Raw genomic sequence first — 16,945 nt, 5'->3', positions numbered from 1 at the left:
AACAAACCCCTGCACGTCAATTGATCACCTAAGTCGATAAAATCGCGCCACTGCGTATTCCTCGCGAAGTCTCCCACCTCGTTCTATCTGCTATTGAAGACAGAGTTGCCGTGCCACGAAGTGCCACAGTTTTTTCCACAGGCGTCCAATCTTTGCGGCATTTTTGTCGTCACCAGTCCGTGTGGTCGATTGGGCTGCAACAAGGGCCATTTCTTCATTTACAAGCTCTTCGATGGCACGTTTCTGTGTGGGAGTGAGGCGCCGTTCAAGTGTGTCGATTCGGCGCTGAAGTTCCTCATCGGCTTGTATCGCTGCACGACGGAATGGTTTGACCCGGTAGGTGGTGTCGCGCCTGGCCAGAATCGACAGGTGGAGCACCGCATATATATTAAGCACAATGACGGCGACAGCTAAGGCGAACGCGATCCAGAAATACTCGTCGTTTCCCTCAGAGTAGAAGCTTGCAGCAAAGAATACGGACACCAAGAGCAACAGTGCCCAATAACCAACGGCCCCAGGAATCGCCCCCACGATGGTCATGACTTTTTCGACGCGTTGTTGCAGCCTGACGCTTCTCGCCATCGCAATGATGGACCCCCAGACGAAGACGGAACAAAGAGTCACCGGCAACAGCAATAAAATTGTTAGCCATACAGATCTCGCCCCTTGTGCTACAACAGCAAAACTGATGAACGCGACCGTGCTCCCCCAATATAGGAGTATCGGCCATAGCAAAGCCTTCTTGCCAGGTTGAGGGCTCTTGTCTGGATCCAGCTTTCCGAAATTGGGCAGGCTTTTGGCGACGCCGAGTTGCTTCCGATAGGCAAAAAATGCCCCCAATTCAGGGTTTTCCATCGTCATGCCAATGATGCACGTAATAATTGCTATCACCCACTGGCACACAAGGATCGCAGGCGACAGCGGGTACCCGGTGATGCTGCACTGGCACATAAGGATTTCCTCCGGCAGCGCACAACGATTATCCGCCCAAAGACCGACAAGAGTTCCTAGCAACCGTGAGCACCCGTTATCAAGAAACCATCCGACAGTGAGCAGGAATATCAGGGACAGGTGAGAAAATCCCAAGCACATACTTATTGCCTGCAACACGTTAAAACGACGGTAGCTGTCCTCAATTTGGGTATATTCGCGTTTGATGTCCTCAACGGACGCGATATTTGAAAACTTCTTGGGCGATACGACGACGATAGCAACAACCATCGCAACGATTATTCCTTGGACCTCAAGCACGTTAGTTTGCTTCAAGGCGAAGAAATCCCACATTTTCGGCAACATTTTTGCAAGCTCATCTGCTTGTGGTGACGCCCCATTCCTTGCCTGTTCAAACAAAAAGGTAAGAATGACAACCGTCACCGAAAGCATCAGAGCGACAACAGCCTCAGAAAATAAACCTACCCATAGTCGAGCTTTCGGTGACTGACTACCTTCTGGACCGGACGCAACACCATCGGGCGATGCCTGTTCCTCACCAACGCGCTCAACACTCCCTGCGGGCTGCGCCATATTTGCAGCGGCGTCATCGACACGCTGCGCTCCTGCGCGCGATGCCCCCGCATCGGATGCTTCCGCGCGGCGTACCTCATTGTCGTTTTGCGCACTGAGGCTTGGGGCCATTCCTATCGTGCAGGTGAATGTGATCGTTGGCCAACTGCCTAACCTGCGGCGCGGTATCTGAGCTGAACCCTCTTGAGAAACCTCTCTTTTTCTCATTGGCAGAAACTTCCTGATCAATCGCGTGTTGTGCTTTCTGCCAGCATAATTTGAAGGTGCGCGCCTTGGTGGGCATCTTGCAACGCAAAAATCGCAGCAGGCGTGAGAACCCTTCACCACACTGATTGTCACGGCTCCGCTGCGGCTACGCATCCCACTTTTAGAAGTAGCGCCTTAACGTTTGTGTCCACCGATTGGTTGACAATGTGGGAACAAGGGCGGCCATTGCGGTGGCGTATTTGGAGATACGTCTGGGCCGATGTCCGTACTTCCACAGCAGGTGATCCAGCGCAGAAGGTGTGGAGCCAGATTTCGTTTCAATCACCACAAGGTCATCACGCACCAAACGCACTGGTGCCTCGTATCGCGAACGTTGCCCCGCCTCGGCAAGCGGACCGGCAAGCTCCCACCACAGCCCCGTATCGACTGTCGCACGCCCTGCACCGTTGGGCATCAGCAGCGTCGTGCGGTGATAACCGCCGTTAAGCACCGGAGCAAGCTCCCACGCAAGGCGCCCACAACCCAAGGGTTCCAAGTGTTCTTCCACCCAGTTGCGTCGGGTACGGCTCAGGTAGCCAGCCTCGACCTCCGCGCAGTCAATGACGGTGCGTTCTTTTACGGTGCGCCCACGTGGCCCCCGGGTTTTGACCTCAAGGAACGACAACTCTGAATCAACATAACTGCGCATACGCACTTTGAATCGACGGCGCCTCGGGTGCGCTGTGTCATGGAAGGAATCAAGGTCCGCAGTATCGAAATAGACTGACCGATACCGCTGCTCTAGTGCGCCGTCAATCTCCAATATGCGGGTGCGCAAATCCAGGTGCGACATGATTTCAGGCAATTCAGCCGACGGGAGCGCGTATTTGCGGTCGACGCGGGTGAGCATCTCGGCCTGCGCGACCATGTCGTTCAGGCTAATGGTCTCTAGATTGTCCAGTGTGGTTGCTTCCGTTTGCCGCCGACGTTCCATTACTACGGTATCCATAGTCATTCCTTTCATTGCCGAGGCCTCACCTGCCCTGCTCTATGAGGGCAAGCTAGGCCGGGCACGAGGTTCAGGCAGCGTGCGCGTTACCGATTGTTTCGCTGCGGGTGCCGGCATTCAGTGGTGCCGCGTGTTTTGGTACTGCTGGCCGAGGGCGAAAGCGAACATCCACCAAAGTGAGGTCGTTCACCATGTCGACTTTGATGACTTTGACAGCGGTAATATCCGCGTTCAGACGTATGGCCAGGGTGTCACGCAGTTCTTCGGCATCCGTGATTGCTTGGTCAAGCTGAATTTGCTGCTGCATGGCATTGCCCATAAGGAGCTTAGAGTCAGCGACAGCAAGGGCGACGAGGATCAGACCAATGAGTCCCAGGACCATCACCGAAATTGAGGTGCTCATGCCCGTGATGAGACCCACCGACAGGGAAGCGAAGTAGTAAGCGATTTCGCGTTGGGTGATCTCATCAGAACGCAGACGAATAATCGACAGGACGCCGAATAGACCCAATCCAAGTCCGGCACCCACAGTGGAGTTTGCCAACACCATCGTAACGGCCAGTACGCCGACGTTGACTCCAAAGAATGCAGCGACAAGGTCTGAACGGCGATGTCTGGGGAAATAAATGCCAAGGACCAGAATGGACATGGCAACAAGATCAAGGCCGATAAGGGCCAATGTGGTGGTGGTCATTGTGGGACTCCTCAGGTTATTTTTCTTCCTGCCCACTATTTCGCCAAAGGAGTCTGTGAATGGCCTGTGGTCGCCTGCGGCCTTGCCTGTGAATGCGCATCCTTGGCGCGGGCGCACCCTAAGGAGCTGGTAGCTCTACTAGGTCTGAAGAGGGTATTCGATATATCGACTGGTTGACCCCGTATTCCCAGACCATGTACTCATCGGAGAGCATCCGGAAATCGCCTCCATCGTCGAATTGCACCAGCAATTGGCCAGTGTGGGTGTCATAGATTCCGTTACTGGTGATGAGGCGCGTGTCATCTGAGGTGGTCATCGCCTGGCCAATATCGCACATATCCTGCTCGCCTTCCAGCGTCACCCCGCGATACTGCAGAGGGCTGCAACCTGCGTCTGTTTGTGCCAGTGGAACAAAGGCGCCATGCGTAGCCTGGTCATACCAACGCAGCCGATAGTCTTCGCGCGTCGGTGTCACACCGTAGGTCAGTGCATATGGTCGCGAATAGTCGATAAAGTCAATGGCGGTGAATACGTCAATGGCGGTGCCTTGAACGCCAATCCATTCGACGCGCATCGCCTGAGGATCAGTCATGTCAACCAATCCCCACGCATCGGTGGACAACACAACCTCACGATACGAGGTTTCCTTTGGCGTGACATTAAAGGTAACGGGCGTTATTTCACCAATTTCGGTATTGAGCACGTATCGTGTGGCATAGTTTGCGCCGTCTAAAAGGAGGTAGCAGGTGCCGTCGATGATCAACGGAGGGTGGTCCGAAAGGTTCACCTGAGAGGCATTTGTCAGTACGGTCCACATTGGGGTTCGGTTGGCGGGTGTGCGCCACGCTGACAGTTGCGTAAAGTCTTGTGTCACCAAAATATCGCCGCATACGTACTGGCCAGAAACCGTGTGCTCATGCGGTTGGGTGTCGGAAAGTTGGCCGGTATTGATGTCGATCAGGCGGCCGCCAACCACGGCATAGCCTTGCCACAGGTTGGTTCGCCATCCTGATATATGGTACTCGTCAACAAAGGTCCATAGCGGTGTGACGGTGCCTGAGGAAAGGTCGTAGGCGTTGATAGTCTTATTGTCGTTTTCTTTGACAATGAGTGTGTCGCCGCTCAGAGCCACACTGGATTGGTCGAAAATCTCGAGGTTAGATAATGCTGAATTGCCGCTCAGCGGCTCAAGATCTTCGCGTGCATATTCCACGGCATAGTCGCCGTTTTTTGGCAGCAACCCTAGCGAGACTAAGAGATCTTCGGACCCACCTGATCCGAACCATGTCACCGTCATAGCAAGGACAGAAAACATCACGCCAAGCATTGCCCGTCCGCGGAGCTGTTTCGCTTGTCTTGTTGAGGGGTATCTATTTCTTCGGGGACTCTGTGCGCCACGCGACGTGGTTACTCGGCGTGATGTCGCTGCGCGTTGACGCCCAGCGTTGGGGCGTGGTGCAGATTGCCGCTGTGCGGGACGAGGCGCCTGCGCGGGCGAGGAGGATACGGGGCGTTGCGCTGCAGGTGTGGTGGCACGCTGCTGGGGTTTCGCGGCTCGTGGGGCACTAGGGGCGCTTCGTCCTGTCGGTACCGATGTGTGTGACGCTGGATTCGTCTGCTCAACGGGTAAGAAAGAAGGGGATGGATACTTGGTGGGAATATATGCCTCGTCAGCGGCATCATCGTCGACCAGCAGGTCCTGTTCAGAATCAAAATATGACGTATGCCCAAAGGGGGCAAAGGTAGGTTCATACGATGATTCGTCGTCATTCCTATAGGGACCAAAGGTGCTCATCGCGATCCAATCTCACTTATTCGCTGCCTTTAAGAGTGTACTTTGTGGCACCCGCAAAGCGTTACAGGTCAAGCGGCCATATCGTTACACGTGCACGTTATTGGGGGTGCCACGCGATGGGGTGGACAGGCAGTATCCCCACATGGTTTCTTGTGTCCCCTATGCAACAGCACTTCTTGTGGTCAACCCCTGATTCGCAGTTGCGACACGCCGATATGAGAGAGCAATTTTTTGTCAATTTTTGATCTACCAACAGTTTTGTCCACAGCTTGTGGACAAAACTTCTCAGTTTTTCCACACCTCACTCACCCCGAATACTCACTGTCGACGCGCAGGTATTTTGGCCTATTTTCTAGGCGCGCATTACATCGTCCCAGCCCTCACCAAAGACGTTCAAATTATTGAAATTTGACCTATCCACATGACATTGACACTACTTCCACAGTCCATCTTCTCTAGTGCCACTTTCGACGTGAGACACAACATCTTGGGGTCAATGACGAAATGCAACACAAGGTGTAGTGTTGTTCTAGTCGCCGGGCGGAGCACGCCCAAGCAAAATAACACCGATGTGATTACACGCCTGTCATTGGCGCTTTCACCGCCGATCAAGGAAGAGGTCGACCATGACGATCACCGTCTACTCCAAGCCCCGTTGCCCCCAGTGCGATGCCACCTACCGCGTGCTGGACAAGCAGGGTATCGCCTACACCTCGATCGACGTATCCGAAGACACTGTCGCACTCGACTACATCAAGGGCCTGGGATACCAGCAAGCACCCGTTGTTGTCGCCGGGGATGACCACTGGAGCGGCTTCCGCCCCGACCGTATCAAGGCTGCCATTACCGCAGTTGCGGCATCCTCATCATTGCGCGTCGCCCAAGCCTGAGTCGCAGCAAGACACACAAGGAAGGCGGCGACCCCTTCGGGATTTATTCCGCCGCACTTTGCGCACCCTAAGGAAAGGCACGAGGCGCCACAGCACCCCGCGTGGCACGCCATTCCGCCAGCAACGGCCTCGGCAATAGGACCCCTGCCCCGCAAGGGACAACACCGCCAACACAAGGCCCGCACCAACGCACGGCATGCACCGACATAGAAGGAGATCGCAATGGTTCACATCGTCTACTTCTCGTCGGCAACAGAAAATACACACCGCTTTATCACCAAAGTCGGCTACCCCGCGCAACGTATTCCCCTTCACGCCCACGACGAAGCCCTCCACGTTGATCAACCATACGTACTGGTCACCCCCACATATGGTGGCGGCACCGTCAAAGGGGCAGTTCCCAAACAAGTCATCCGTTTCCTTAATGATCCCGATAATCGCAAGTATTGCGTCGGTGTGATTTCATCAGGAAATACAAATTTCGGCGTGGCGTACTGCCTTGCCGGGGACATTATCGCCGCAAAATTAGGCGTCCCACACATGTATAAATACGAGCTCCTTGGCACCGCCGAGGATGTCTCCCGAGTTCGCGAAGGACTGAGCGAGTTTTGGCAGAAAACCTCACTGACACCGGCGTAGAGCCAGCACCCAGCCCCGACCTGGACTATCACGCGCTCAACGCCCAACTCAACCTCTACGATGCGCAGGGTCGCATCCAATTCGAGGCTGATCGAAAAGCCGCCCGCCAATACTTCCTCACTCACGTCAACCAAAACACTGTTTTCTTCCACGACCTCGAAGAAAAACTCGAATACCTGGTTACCGAGGGATACTACGAGAAACACGTCCTCGACCAGTACCGTTTCGACGACATTAAAGACCTTTACAAGCGCGCCTACGCACATAAATTCCGTTTCCCCACATTTTTGGGCGCTTTCAAGTACTACACCTCCTACACGCTGAAAACCTTTGACGGCACCCGCTACCTCGAACGCTTCGAAGATCGTGTCACCATGGTGGCCCTTTACCTGGCGCGTGGTGACGTCAGCCTGGCACAGATCCTCGTTGATGAAATGATGACTGGCCGTTTCCAGCCTGCAACCCCCACCTTCCTCAATGCAGGCAAAGCTGCGCGCGGCGAATTAGTCTCCTGCTTCCTGCTGCGCATCGAAGACAATATGGAGTCCATCGCCCGAGGCATCAATTCCGCTTTGCAGTTGTCTAAACGAGGCGGCGGCGTTGCCCTATCGCTGACAAACCTGCGCGAGGCGGGGGCGCCCATTAAGAAGATTCAGAACCAATCCAGTGGCGTCATCCCTGTAATGAAGCTCCTTGAAGATTCCTTCTCTTACGCGAATCAACTAGGTGCACGCCAAGGGGCCGGTGCCGTCTATCTGCACGCCCATCACCCCGACATCATGGCCTTCCTGGATACCAAGCGGGAAAATGCTGACGAAAAAATCCGCATTAAAACCCTGTCCCTGGGCGTCGTCATCCCCGACATCACCTTTGAATTGGCTCGCAATAACGAAGATATGTACCTCTTTAGTCCCTACGATGTGGAGCGAGTCTATGGGGTACCACTGTCAGAAATATCGGTGACCGAAAAGTACCGTGAAATGGTCAACGACGGTCGTATCCACAAGAAGAAGGTCAACGCCCGCCGTTTCTTCCAAACATTGGCTGAAATCCAATTTGAATCTGGTTACCCTTATATCGTCTTTGAGGACACGGTGAACCGCGCAAACCCCATTAAGGGTCGCATCACCATGTCGAATCTGTGCTCAGAGATCCTCCAGGTGTCAGAAGCGTCGACCTACAACCCCGACCTGTCGTATGCGAGCGTTGGCAAGGATATTTCTTGCAACCTTGGTTCCCTCAACGTTGCCAAAACGATGGATTCACCGAATTTCTCGCTAACAGTCGAAGCAGCTGTGCGCGCACTGACCGCAGTATCGGACCTATCTGATATTCAGTCCGTCCCATCGGTAGCGCGCGGCAACGCCATGAGTCATGCCATTGGCTTGGGGCAGATGAACCTCCACGGGTATCTTGCTCGTGAACATATCCACTATGGCAGCGAAGAAGCCCTTGACTTCACCAATATGTATTTTATGACGGTGGCCTATGAGTGCATTAAAGCCTCCTGCGCCATTGCCCGCGAGCGCGGTATCACCTTCGAAGGTTTTGAAGACTCGACTTACGCCTCTGGCGAGTACTTCGACAAGTACATTAACGGCACCTGGGAACCGCAAACCGAGCGCTGCCGCGAGCTGCTGGCTGCCTCGTCAATACGCGTTCCCACCACCGAGGATTGGCGTGCCCTCGCAGAGGACGTCAAGCGTTACGGCATGTATAACCAAAACCTTCAGGCCGTACCACCAACCGGGTCGATCAGCTACATCAATAACTCAACCTCGTCAATCCACCCCATCGTTTCACGTATTGAGATCCGAAAAGAAGGAAAAATTGGTCGCGTCTACTACCCGGCGCCCTATATGACCAATGAGAACCTGGAGTACTACCGCGATGCCTACGACATCGGACCCGAGGCAATTATCGATACCTACGCGGTGGCCACCCAGCACGTTGACCAGGGCCTGTCACTCACGTTGTTCTACCCCGACACAGTAACCACGCGTGACCTCAACAAATCCTATATTTACGCGTGGAAAAAGGGGATTAAGACGATGTATTACGTGCGCCTGCGCCAGATGGCGTTGGAAGGCACCGAAGTCGAAGGCTGCGTGTCCTGCATGCTGTAGGCACAGCGTGACGCTCACCCATCTGGTGTCCCCCGAACGGGCGCGTCACCTACTGCCACGGCACCCCTGCTGGTCCCAATCGGGGATAAGCAGGGGTTTAGCATCGGACGTTCAGGGGAGAATCAGGGCGATACCTCAATGCACTGGCACGAAAAAACGTCATAGGATAGAGACACAACAAAGAGATGTGGCCATCTCGGCCACGGACATTCTGGAGGAACCATGTCCAACCCATACGCTGCGTCACCAGAGAATACGCCTGAAGGTGCACCTAGCCAGAGCGCATCGTGGGCACCCGAGTCCGCGCCACAGCCTGCACAGCCCGCACAGCCCACATACGGCCAACCTGCGTATGGTCAGCCCGCCTACGCACCGGCTCCCGCCTACGCGGCAAACGGCGAGTACGTTGACGTCGCATCGCTGAAGTCCAATGCGACCGTGGCATTCGTGCTAGCCATCCTTGGTCTCATTGGCTTCCTTCCCCTCATTGGCTCCATCATTGGCTGGGTATGGGGCGGCAACATTGTGAAGAAGGCAGCTGCAGCAGGCGTGCCCGAAAGTGAAGTGTCCATGGCGAAATATGCCCGCATCATGGGCATGATTGGCACCATCCTTGCTGCCATCGGCATCGTCCTGATCGTCATCTTCTTCATTGTTGGCGTCCTTGCCATGATGAGCAACCCTGAGCTCATCAATTCCGTGAACTCCCTGTGATCACCGGAGGCTCACCTCACTTGGTGAGGGCAATAGTCGAATAACCCCATGCGTGTGGCTGTGTCAGTGCTTATCTGACGCAGCCACACTGTGTATCGGTCACATTCGCGTCGACTCTGTAGGTGCGCACGTGCCCTATGGCGCTAGTGTGCAATAGGCTTAACCCTATGACGCCTCGCCCCGACGACCGACCAACCCGACGCCGCAGTGGAACAGATGAAGAGCTGATTGGCGCACTGCGTCGACTTGATGGACGTACCTACGGTTCGTATAAATCCCTTATAGGTGACTGGGACTACGGCGATTTCTCACTGCATATTGACCACGTCCAAGCTGACCCTTATGCGCCACCGTCAACCGTGCGCATTTCCGCATCGCCGCAACGTATGGGTTTGCCTGCCGAGGCCCTGGCAAGTACCGATGCACGCATCGCCTGTGCGGACTTCCTTGCGCGTATCTTCGCAGAAGGCATCACACAGTTCCACAGTGGTGCCACGCTGAGGATCGCAAAAGCTGAACAGGAGATTTTGCAGCGCTCCAGTGCCATCGTGACCACTGATCGGGTCGAAATCCGCTTTCACGTACAACTACCCGCACGTGGGCGCACCATTATGGGTCACGCCGGCGCACAAATTTTCGACGAGGACATACCTGACCTTGCGCTCCATGTATTCGACTTCGTGTCCGACAGCGCACCGGTCACCCTTAAACGTCAGGCATTAATCGGCCACATCCACACTTACCTTGACTACCGTGCCCTACAAGAAGCACTTGTCGAATATCAGTGGGTGGCTTTCGTTGCAGATGGTTCAATACTTGCCCGCCGCAGCGGTATCAGCCAAGAACCACTAGAGGACGCTGTCCCCTTCACCTCACCTGAGTCGCTACGCGCCACCGTCACGCTACCTTACGCAGGTGAGGTGACCGGCATGGCACTGCCGCCTGGGGTAACGGTTATTGTTGGCGGAGGCTACCACGGCAAATCCACGCTGTTATCAGCGATCCAACGCGGCGTATACGCACATATTCCAGGCGACGGACGTGAACGGGTAGCCACCGTCGCCGCCGCAATGAAGGTCCGTGCCGCCGATGGACGCTCAGTCACTGGCGTTGATGTCTCGCCCTTTATCTCCCACTTGCCGACCGGAGCCGACACCACCCGTTTTTCAACACCAAACGCTTCCGGCTCCACCTCCCAAGCCGCTGCAATAGTCGAGGCCATCGACCTGGGTTGTCCCCTCCTCCTGCTTGACGAAGACACATCTGCAACGAATCTCCTGATACGCGATTCGCGAATGAGACAGCTTGTTGCCGCGCAGCGTGAACCCATTACACCCCTGGTTGATCGCGTCCGCTCTTTGGCAACTGAACGCAGCATTTCAACGATCATGGTGATGGGCGGCTCGGGCGACTACCTTGACTGCGCCGACCGTATCCTTATGCTTGACCACTACCGCTGCGTCGATGTCACCGATCAGGCACGCGAGGTGACGAAGCTTCTACCTCGCCCACTGCTGGACCTGCCTGCCCCTACCCCCGCCGCGCCTCGTATCCCGGTACGTTCTCGCGGTGGGACGCGGCAAAAGACGAAGGCCGTTGGTGTTGATGCGGTCCTCCTCGACAAACACACCGTGGATCTGAGCGATATCGAACAGATAGTTGACAGCGGACAGACGGAGGCAATTGCCTGGGCAATGCGCCTTGTCTTGGAACACTATGCGGATGCCCGCACGCCGTTACCGCAGCTGCTTGATCGCTTGGAACGCGCCTTCGCCTCGGAAGGTCTGGACACCCTGGTCAAGGCTGGAGCGCGATCGCATAGCGGTTCCTTGGTGCGACCGCGCCGAATTGATATTGGTGCCGCCGTTAACCGTTACCGTGCCCTGTCGTTGACTTAGGCCCACCGCCCCCAGAGGCGCAACCCAGCCAAGCGAACCTCGCAGGCAACGTCGGGACATTGACCCCCACCCCCAGGGGAGCAATCAGGGAGCACTCAGGGCAACCCCCAGTAGATGCGCGCGCTGTGTCAGGCAGATAGTGGAAATATGACCACAACACCTGTCGTACAGCTTCACAATGTCACCAAAATCTACGGCTCCGGCGAAACGCGGGTCACCGCCTTGGATAAAGTCAGTATCGACTTTTATCAGGGCGAGTTCACTGCCATCGTCGGCCCTTCAGGTTCAGGAAAGTCAACGATGCTTCATGCGTTGGCGGGCCTTGACACGATCACCTCAGGCGATGTCACCGTTGACGGAACACGCCTTGGCAGCCTTAATGACAACGCTCTCACCCAGTTGCGGCGTGACCGTATCGGCTTTGTTTTCCAAAGCTTTAACCTGGTCCCAACGCTTGACGCGAAAGCCAATATTGAATTACCGCTGCGTTTGGCCGGAAAGAAAGCGGACCAGCAGTGGCTTGGCACAATCGTGGAAATTCTGGGGATCGCCAACCGTCTGACGCACCGGCCACATGAGCTCTCCGGTGGTCAGCAGCAACGCGTCGCCGTTGCGCGCGCACTGATGTCACGACCTGCTGTGCTCGTGGCCGACGAACCAACCGGTAACCTCGATTCACAATCCTCAAAGGAGGTGCTCAGCCTACTCCGTTCCAGCGTGGACGAGCTTGGTCAAAGTGTCATCATGGTCACCCACGACTTGGGATGCGCTGTGACAGCCGACCGTGTCCTGGTCACGCGCGATGGCCGAATCGTTGGCGATATGCGGCACCCATCTGTTGATGTGCTGGCGGAGGCCCTGCGATGAATGAGCTGCTCAAGGCAAATATGCGCACCCATGCGCGACGCTACGTGGCAACTGGCCTTGCGGTTGCGATTTCCACGGCATTTATCATTGCCTGCTTAGGTATTGCCAATGCCCTTGTCGCATCGTTAACCGCATATGTGAAAGCCCGCTATGAGGGTGCCGCCGTAGTTGTCACCTACGACCAGGACGCCTTCAGGCAAACAGAGGAACTTCCTTCGCTTACCGAGTCGATATCTGCAATAGAAGGTGTGCCGGGTGTAAAGGCAGTATTACCTGAACGCTTCGGTTTTTTGGAACTATCAAAAGATGGTAAACGGCTGACCCGCAACGCCACGGCGCACTATGCTGAACCATTCCACCAAGTGTCGCTCGCCCAAGGCAAGCTCCCCTCCGCAGCAACGGATATCGTTCTTGACACCGGCAGTGCACAAACACTGTCTGTGGGGGTGGGTGACACCATAGATATCCCTGTGAGTACCGATGACGGTACCGTCGCGACGACTCAACTCACCGTCACTGGCATTAGTGCCGATTCAGGTCTTGGTATGGCATCGGTAGTGCTGACGACCGACGGTCTTACGCAGTATGCAGGCGCCAGCGAACCCCATTCGCTAGTGGTGTCCAATGGAGAAAAGGCACCCGGAATTGAGGCTCAAGAACAGCTTGCCTCAGATATCCGCAACGTCATTGGTTCTGATACGTCGTTGTCTGTGTCGACTGCCGCTGCCGCTCAGCAAGCAGATCTTGATCGTTCCCGGATGGATTCAGCCACGTTAACTGCCGCTTTGCTCATTTTTCCGGTGATTGCTGTTGCGGTGGCAGCCATCGTTGTGGCAACGACGTTCCAAGTGATTATCATGCAGCGCCGCCGCGAACTAGCCCTTTTGCGCGCTGTCGGGGCAACATCAGCACAGGTTCGCAGCCTTGTCATACGAGAAGCCTTCGTTGTGGGCGCCACCGCTTCTGCTCTCGGCATCCTTGGTGGTGGATTATTGACGGTCGTGGGGTTGTCGTATTTCGCCTCGACTAGTCCGCTCACGGCTTTGAGCGCGGTCTTTGCCCCTGCTTCAGCCATTGCGACCTGGGCTGCGGGGACCCTCATGACTCTTGCTATGGCATTGCGGCCAGCATTATCGGTGGCCCGGGTATCACCCATCGTTGCGCTGTCTCCAGTGGAAGCGGCATCGGTAACTGAACGCCGCCCACGCACCGTACTCCTTGTCGTTGCATCGGTGCTAGGTGGCCTCGCTACCGTGGCAATGATTTGGGCAGCTTTCTTCCAAGGATCCGACTCTGCGTCGTTCCTGATCGCCTTCTTTGGTGGCATTGTCGCCCTTGTGTGTGCCATGGTGCTCTGCACAGCTTTACTTCCCCGCCTCGCCCTTGGGCTTGGCTTACTTGGCCGCAGTGTGGTGACCCAGATGGCTCGTGAGAATGTCATGCGTTCGGCCCGCCGTAGTGGCGCAACTGCTGTCGCCATCACTATCGGCGTCACCCTCATCACCATGATGTCCGTGGGGGCAGCATCTATGGAAGCAACGCTCGTTGGTGAAGTGGATGCTCGTCGTCCCTTTGATCTGAGTGCTACACATACCGGCGCTGGGATGAGCGAAGAACTTGCTGCACAAATCGCACAGGTGGAAGGCGTCGAGGCAACGGTACCTATTCGCCGATCCACCGCTACGCTCAACTGGGAAGGACAAACCGAAGGTGATACCACCCAATGGGCAGTACTTGGCATGCCGGATCTGCAGTCGGTGGCGCATTCGCCAGTTACCTCTCTTGACGATGGTGTGGTAGAGCTCTTTGAGGCCAGTGTCAGCGATGGCGATGTGGTGACTCTATGTTCAGCAACTCATACCTGTATTGACCTTCGAGCAACAATTAACGAGAAGGCACCGTGGGGTAGTGCCAGCGTGTCAGCCCCAACCCTTGCTGCCCTTGATCCGCAGGCCGCTATAGGGGAGGTCATTATTAAGTTGGCAGATAATGTTGACCTTGACAAGGTCACAGCTGATATCAACGCCTTAGATCCGCAGCTATCTGTCTCAGGAACCGCTGCCGAACGCGCGATGTATAAAAAGATGATTAACGCCGTTTTGGCTACCGTCGTCGCGATGCTGGGGGTGTCTATCGTGGTGGCGCTCGTCGGGGTCACCAACACATTGTCGCTATCGGTCCATGAACGGACCCGCGAAAATGGGCTTCTGCGTGCTCTTGGCATGAAACGTGGTGCGATGCGGGCCATGCTTGCCGTTGAGGCACTACTTCTTGCGTTGGCTGGAACGATTGTCGGGGTGAGCCTGGGAACGGTTTTCGGAATTGCTGGTATCCACGCATTGCCGATCAGTGTGGGACAGACGATTATCGTATTCCCCTGGGTGAGCGTGGCCGTGATGGCCGCTGTGTCTGTCGTGGCTGCGCTGGTTGCTTCGTATCTGCCGGGCCGTCGTGCAGCGCGCACCAGTCCCGTGGAAGCACTCGCCACCGAGTAAGCCAGTGGTATGAATTCGCTCTTCACCTCCAAGAGGCAACGGCCCCAAGTGGTCCGTTGGGATAGCACCACCCCATAGGCGGCACTGCTATGGGTGACATTGGGTGAGGAACTGTGACTGTTCCTCACCCAATGCTTTACCCACTAAATCCACACCAGAGCAGCCTTTGTACAGCTCACAGCCCTTCTTTATGTCAATCGTTACCATCAGGGAACTTTACGTCATCATCATAAAAACATTGCTAATATTTTATTTATCGCAGAAAATAGTGAACAAGTGGTGGCCACCCATTCCGTTGTGGGCCATTGTCGCCTACACTCACAAGAGACAATGTGAGCGACCGCTCACAGCACTTCACCTCTGCTTCCATGGAAGGCCTCGACAATGACGACGATCATTAACGGAACGCCAGTCGTACAGGGTGTCGCATACGCTCCCGCAGTGTGGGTACGTCGACCCGAGCTCCCCACCTTTACCAGCGAAATTGTCCCAGAGGAGGATCGCGCCGAAGAAGTCGAACGCTTTACCGAATGCGCCCGTAAAGTTGCCGACAACCTTTACTCGCGTGCCTCACGTGCCCAAGGACAAGCAGCTGAAGTGCTCGTCATGACCGCATCTATGGCCACAGACCGCGGTTGGGTCAAGGATGTCACCAAACGCATTAACTCCGGCGTCCCCGCCATCCAAGCAGTGATCGCCGCAACCGACAAATTCGTCGCCGCCTTCGAAGCGGCAGGCGGCCTTATGGCTGAACGCACTACCGACCTTAAGGATGTTCGCGACCGCGTATTAGCCCACCTCCAAGGTGAACCAGAGCCGGGTATCCCCGACCTTGCCAGCCCCTATGTGCTTCTGGCTGACGACCTCACACCAGCTGACACCGCTGGCCTCGACCCTAAGGTCTGTGTCGCAATGGCCACCGAACTGGGTGGCCCTACCTCGCACACCTCAATTATCGCCCGCCAACTTGGCATCCCCTGCATCGTTGCCGTGCGACGCCTGTCTGAAATCGAGTCAGATGTGGCAGTCCTTGTCGACTCTCACGAAGGCACCCTCACCATTGGTGTTGACCCGGCGAAGGCGCGACGCCTCGTCGAAATTGACGCACAGCGCGCCGAACGAGTCCGCGCATGGAAGGGGCCCGCTCAGACAAGCGACGGGCATCGTGTTCAGCTCCTCGCCAATGTTGGTGATGGCGCGGCCGCGCGTTCAGCTGCCCAAGCGGGGCTTGCCGAGGGCGTGGGCCTTATGCGCACCGAGTTGGCCTTCCTTGACGCCCCCTTCGAACCGTCCATCCACGAGCAGGCACGTATTTATTCTGAAGTTTTCGCCGCATTCGATGGACATAAGGTCGTCGTACGAACCCTTGATGCTGGATCTGATAAGCCGGTTCCCTACGCCACCTTGGAAAACGAACCTAACCCAGCGCTGGGTGTGCGCGGTTTGCGTACCACCGGCCCCAACCCGGAGGTGCTTGACCACCAGGTTGACGCCCTTGTCCTTGCTGCTCAGCAAAACCCCACAACAGAAGTGTGGGTGATGGCTCCAATGGTGGCCACCGTTCCTGAAGCTGAATGGTTTGCTTCCTTGGTACACGAACGCGCCGAGGCCGCAGGCGTCACGCTGAAAGCTGGCATCATGGTGGAAGTTCCCGCAGTGGCAGTGATGGCCGAGAAATTCCTGCCTTTGATTGACTTCGTGTCACTAGGCACCAACGATCTGACTCAGTACACGATGGCTGCTGACCGCCTCTCCCCTGATCTTGCCGAATACTCCGACCCGTGGCAGCCTGCACCGCTGACCTTGATCAGTAAGGTGGCAGCCGAAGGTACTGCGACACAAACACCTGTTGGTGTCTGTGGCGAAGCAGCATCTGACCCCGTGTTGGCCTGTGTTTTGGTCGGTATGGGCGTGACCTCGCTGTCCATGGCTGCTGGCGCAATCCCCGGCGTTGGCGCCGCTCTTGGCCAAGTCAGCCTTGAACAGTGTCGCGCTGCCGCCGAAGCAGTACTTACTGCACGTGACGCGGGCGATGCTCGTAACCTCGCCCGCGAGGCTCTTGGCCTGTAACTGCGTCACGTCAGGGCAATATGACGAGCGCAAAAATG

Annotated in this window: 12 protein-coding genes; 8 read left to right on the top strand and 4 right to left on the bottom strand. The window is 56.0% G+C overall.

Features of this window, described 5'->3' with window-relative positions; translation table 11 throughout:
• Positions 1-90: 90 nt before the first annotated feature.
• The 4 genes from G438_RS0101195 to G438_RS0101180 all read right to left on the bottom strand — a co-directional run bounded on the left by G438_RS0101195 (position 91) and on the right by G438_RS0101180 (position 5,208).
• Complete coding sequence (locus G438_RS0101195) at positions 91-1,863, bottom strand: hypothetical protein (protein ID WP_131245699.1); 1,773 nt, start codon at positions 1,861-1,863, stop codon at positions 91-93.
• Between the two features lie 28 nt (positions 1,864-1,891).
• Positions 1,892-2,719 carry a polyphosphate polymerase domain-containing protein gene (locus tag G438_RS0101190; protein ID WP_240470946.1) on the bottom strand — a complete coding sequence of 276 codons (828 nt, stop codon included), beginning with the start codon at positions 2,717-2,719 and terminating at the stop codon, positions 1,892-1,894.
• A gap of 70 nt (positions 2,720-2,789) precedes the next feature.
• Positions 2,790-3,413: a DUF4956 domain-containing protein gene (locus G438_RS0101185; RefSeq protein ID WP_026459804.1), complete on the bottom strand. Its 624-nt coding sequence runs from the start codon at positions 3,411-3,413 to the stop codon at positions 2,790-2,792.
• A 118-nt stretch (positions 3,414-3,531) separates the two neighbouring features.
• Positions 3,532-5,208: a hypothetical protein gene (locus G438_RS0101180; RefSeq protein ID WP_131245697.1), complete on the bottom strand. Its 1,677-nt coding sequence runs from the start codon at positions 5,206-5,208 to the stop codon at positions 3,532-3,534.
• Between the two features lie 626 nt (positions 5,209-5,834).
• Between G438_RS0101180 and nrdH the strand changes: the two genes are divergently transcribed.
• The 8 genes from nrdH (at position 5,835) to ptsP (ending at position 16,907) form a co-directional block, all read left to right on the top strand.
• Positions 5,835-6,098 (top strand): glutaredoxin-like protein NrdH, encoded by a 264-nt coding sequence (nrdH, locus tag G438_RS0101170; RefSeq protein WP_026459801.1) that lies wholly within the window; start codon positions 5,835-5,837, stop codon positions 6,096-6,098.
• A 222-nt stretch (positions 6,099-6,320) separates the two neighbouring features.
• On the top strand, positions 6,321-6,737 hold the full coding sequence (gene nrdI / locus G438_RS0101165; RefSeq protein ID WP_026459800.1) for a class Ib ribonucleoside-diphosphate reductase assembly flavoprotein NrdI: 417 nt from the start codon (positions 6,321-6,323) through the stop codon (positions 6,735-6,737).
• On the top strand, positions 6,707-8,863 hold the full coding sequence (gene nrdE, locus G438_RS0101160) for a class 1b ribonucleoside-diphosphate reductase subunit alpha (protein WP_026459799.1): 2,157 nt from the start codon (positions 6,707-6,709) through the stop codon (positions 8,861-8,863). The genes nrdI and nrdE overlap by 31 nt, the downstream gene beginning before the upstream one ends.
• A 222-nt stretch (positions 8,864-9,085) precedes the next feature.
• Positions 9,086-9,577, top strand: coding sequence for a hypothetical protein (locus G438_RS0101155; protein ID WP_026459798.1), 492 nt, complete (start codon positions 9,086-9,088; stop codon positions 9,575-9,577).
• A gap of 167 nt (positions 9,578-9,744) precedes the next feature.
• The gene (locus G438_RS0101150) at positions 9,745-11,475 is read left to right on the top strand and encodes an ABC-ATPase domain-containing protein (RefSeq protein WP_026459797.1); all 1,731 of its coding nucleotides are present in this window, start codon (positions 9,745-9,747) and stop codon (positions 11,473-11,475) included.
• A gap of 147 nt (positions 11,476-11,622) precedes the next feature.
• Positions 11,623-12,342 carry an ABC transporter ATP-binding protein gene (locus G438_RS0101145; protein ID WP_034284761.1) on the top strand — a complete coding sequence of 240 codons (720 nt, stop codon included), beginning with the start codon at positions 11,623-11,625 and terminating at the stop codon, positions 12,340-12,342.
• Entirely contained in the window at positions 12,339-14,837 is a 2,499-nt protein-coding gene (locus tag G438_RS0101140; RefSeq protein WP_026459795.1) for an FtsX-like permease family protein, read from the top strand. Before G438_RS0101145 ends, G438_RS0101140 begins: the two co-directional genes overlap by 4 nt.
• Positions 14,838-15,221: 384 nt before the next feature.
• On the top strand, positions 15,222-16,907 hold the full coding sequence (gene ptsP, locus G438_RS0101135; RefSeq protein ID WP_026459794.1) for a phosphoenolpyruvate--protein phosphotransferase: 1,686 nt from the start codon (positions 15,222-15,224) through the stop codon (positions 16,905-16,907).
• Positions 16,908-16,945: the final 38 nt, after the last annotated feature.

It is taken from the genome of Schaalia suimastitidis DSM 15538 (assembly GCF_000429105.1).
Classification (GTDB): domain Bacteria; phylum Actinomycetota; class Actinomycetes; order Actinomycetales; family Actinomycetaceae; genus Pauljensenia; species Pauljensenia suimastitidis.
Note: the sequence above shows the minus strand (reverse complement) of the source record. Positions and strands in the feature narration are given on the sequence as shown.

Coding starts and splice junctions, on each gene's coding strand:
- nrdH (WP_026459801.1), top strand. CDS start 5,835: ATGACGATCACCGTCTACTCCAAGCCCCGTTGCCCCCAGTGCGATGCC.
- G438_RS0101180 (WP_131245697.1), bottom strand. CDS start 5,208: ATGAGCACCTTTGGTCCCTATAGGAATGACGACGAATCATCGTATGAA.
- G438_RS0101150 (WP_026459797.1), top strand. CDS start 9,745: ATGACGCCTCGCCCCGACGACCGACCAACCCGACGCCGCAGTGGAACA.
- G438_RS0101145 (WP_034284761.1), top strand. CDS start 11,623: ATGACCACAACACCTGTCGTACAGCTTCACAATGTCACCAAAATCTAC.
- G438_RS0101140 (WP_026459795.1), top strand. CDS start 12,339: ATGAATGAGCTGCTCAAGGCAAATATGCGCACCCATGCGCGACGCTAC.
- ptsP (WP_026459794.1), top strand. CDS start 15,222: ATGACGACGATCATTAACGGAACGCCAGTCGTACAGGGTGTCGCATAC.
- nrdI (WP_026459800.1), top strand. CDS start 6,321: ATGGTTCACATCGTCTACTTCTCGTCGGCAACAGAAAATACACACCGC.
- G438_RS0101185 (WP_026459804.1), bottom strand. CDS start 3,413: ATGACCACCACCACATTGGCCCTTATCGGCCTTGATCTTGTTGCCATG.
- G438_RS0101190 (WP_240470946.1), bottom strand. CDS start 2,719: ATGGATACCGTAGTAATGGAACGTCGGCGGCAAACGGAAGCAACCACA.
- G438_RS0101155 (WP_026459798.1), top strand. CDS start 9,086: ATGTCCAACCCATACGCTGCGTCACCAGAGAATACGCCTGAAGGTGCA.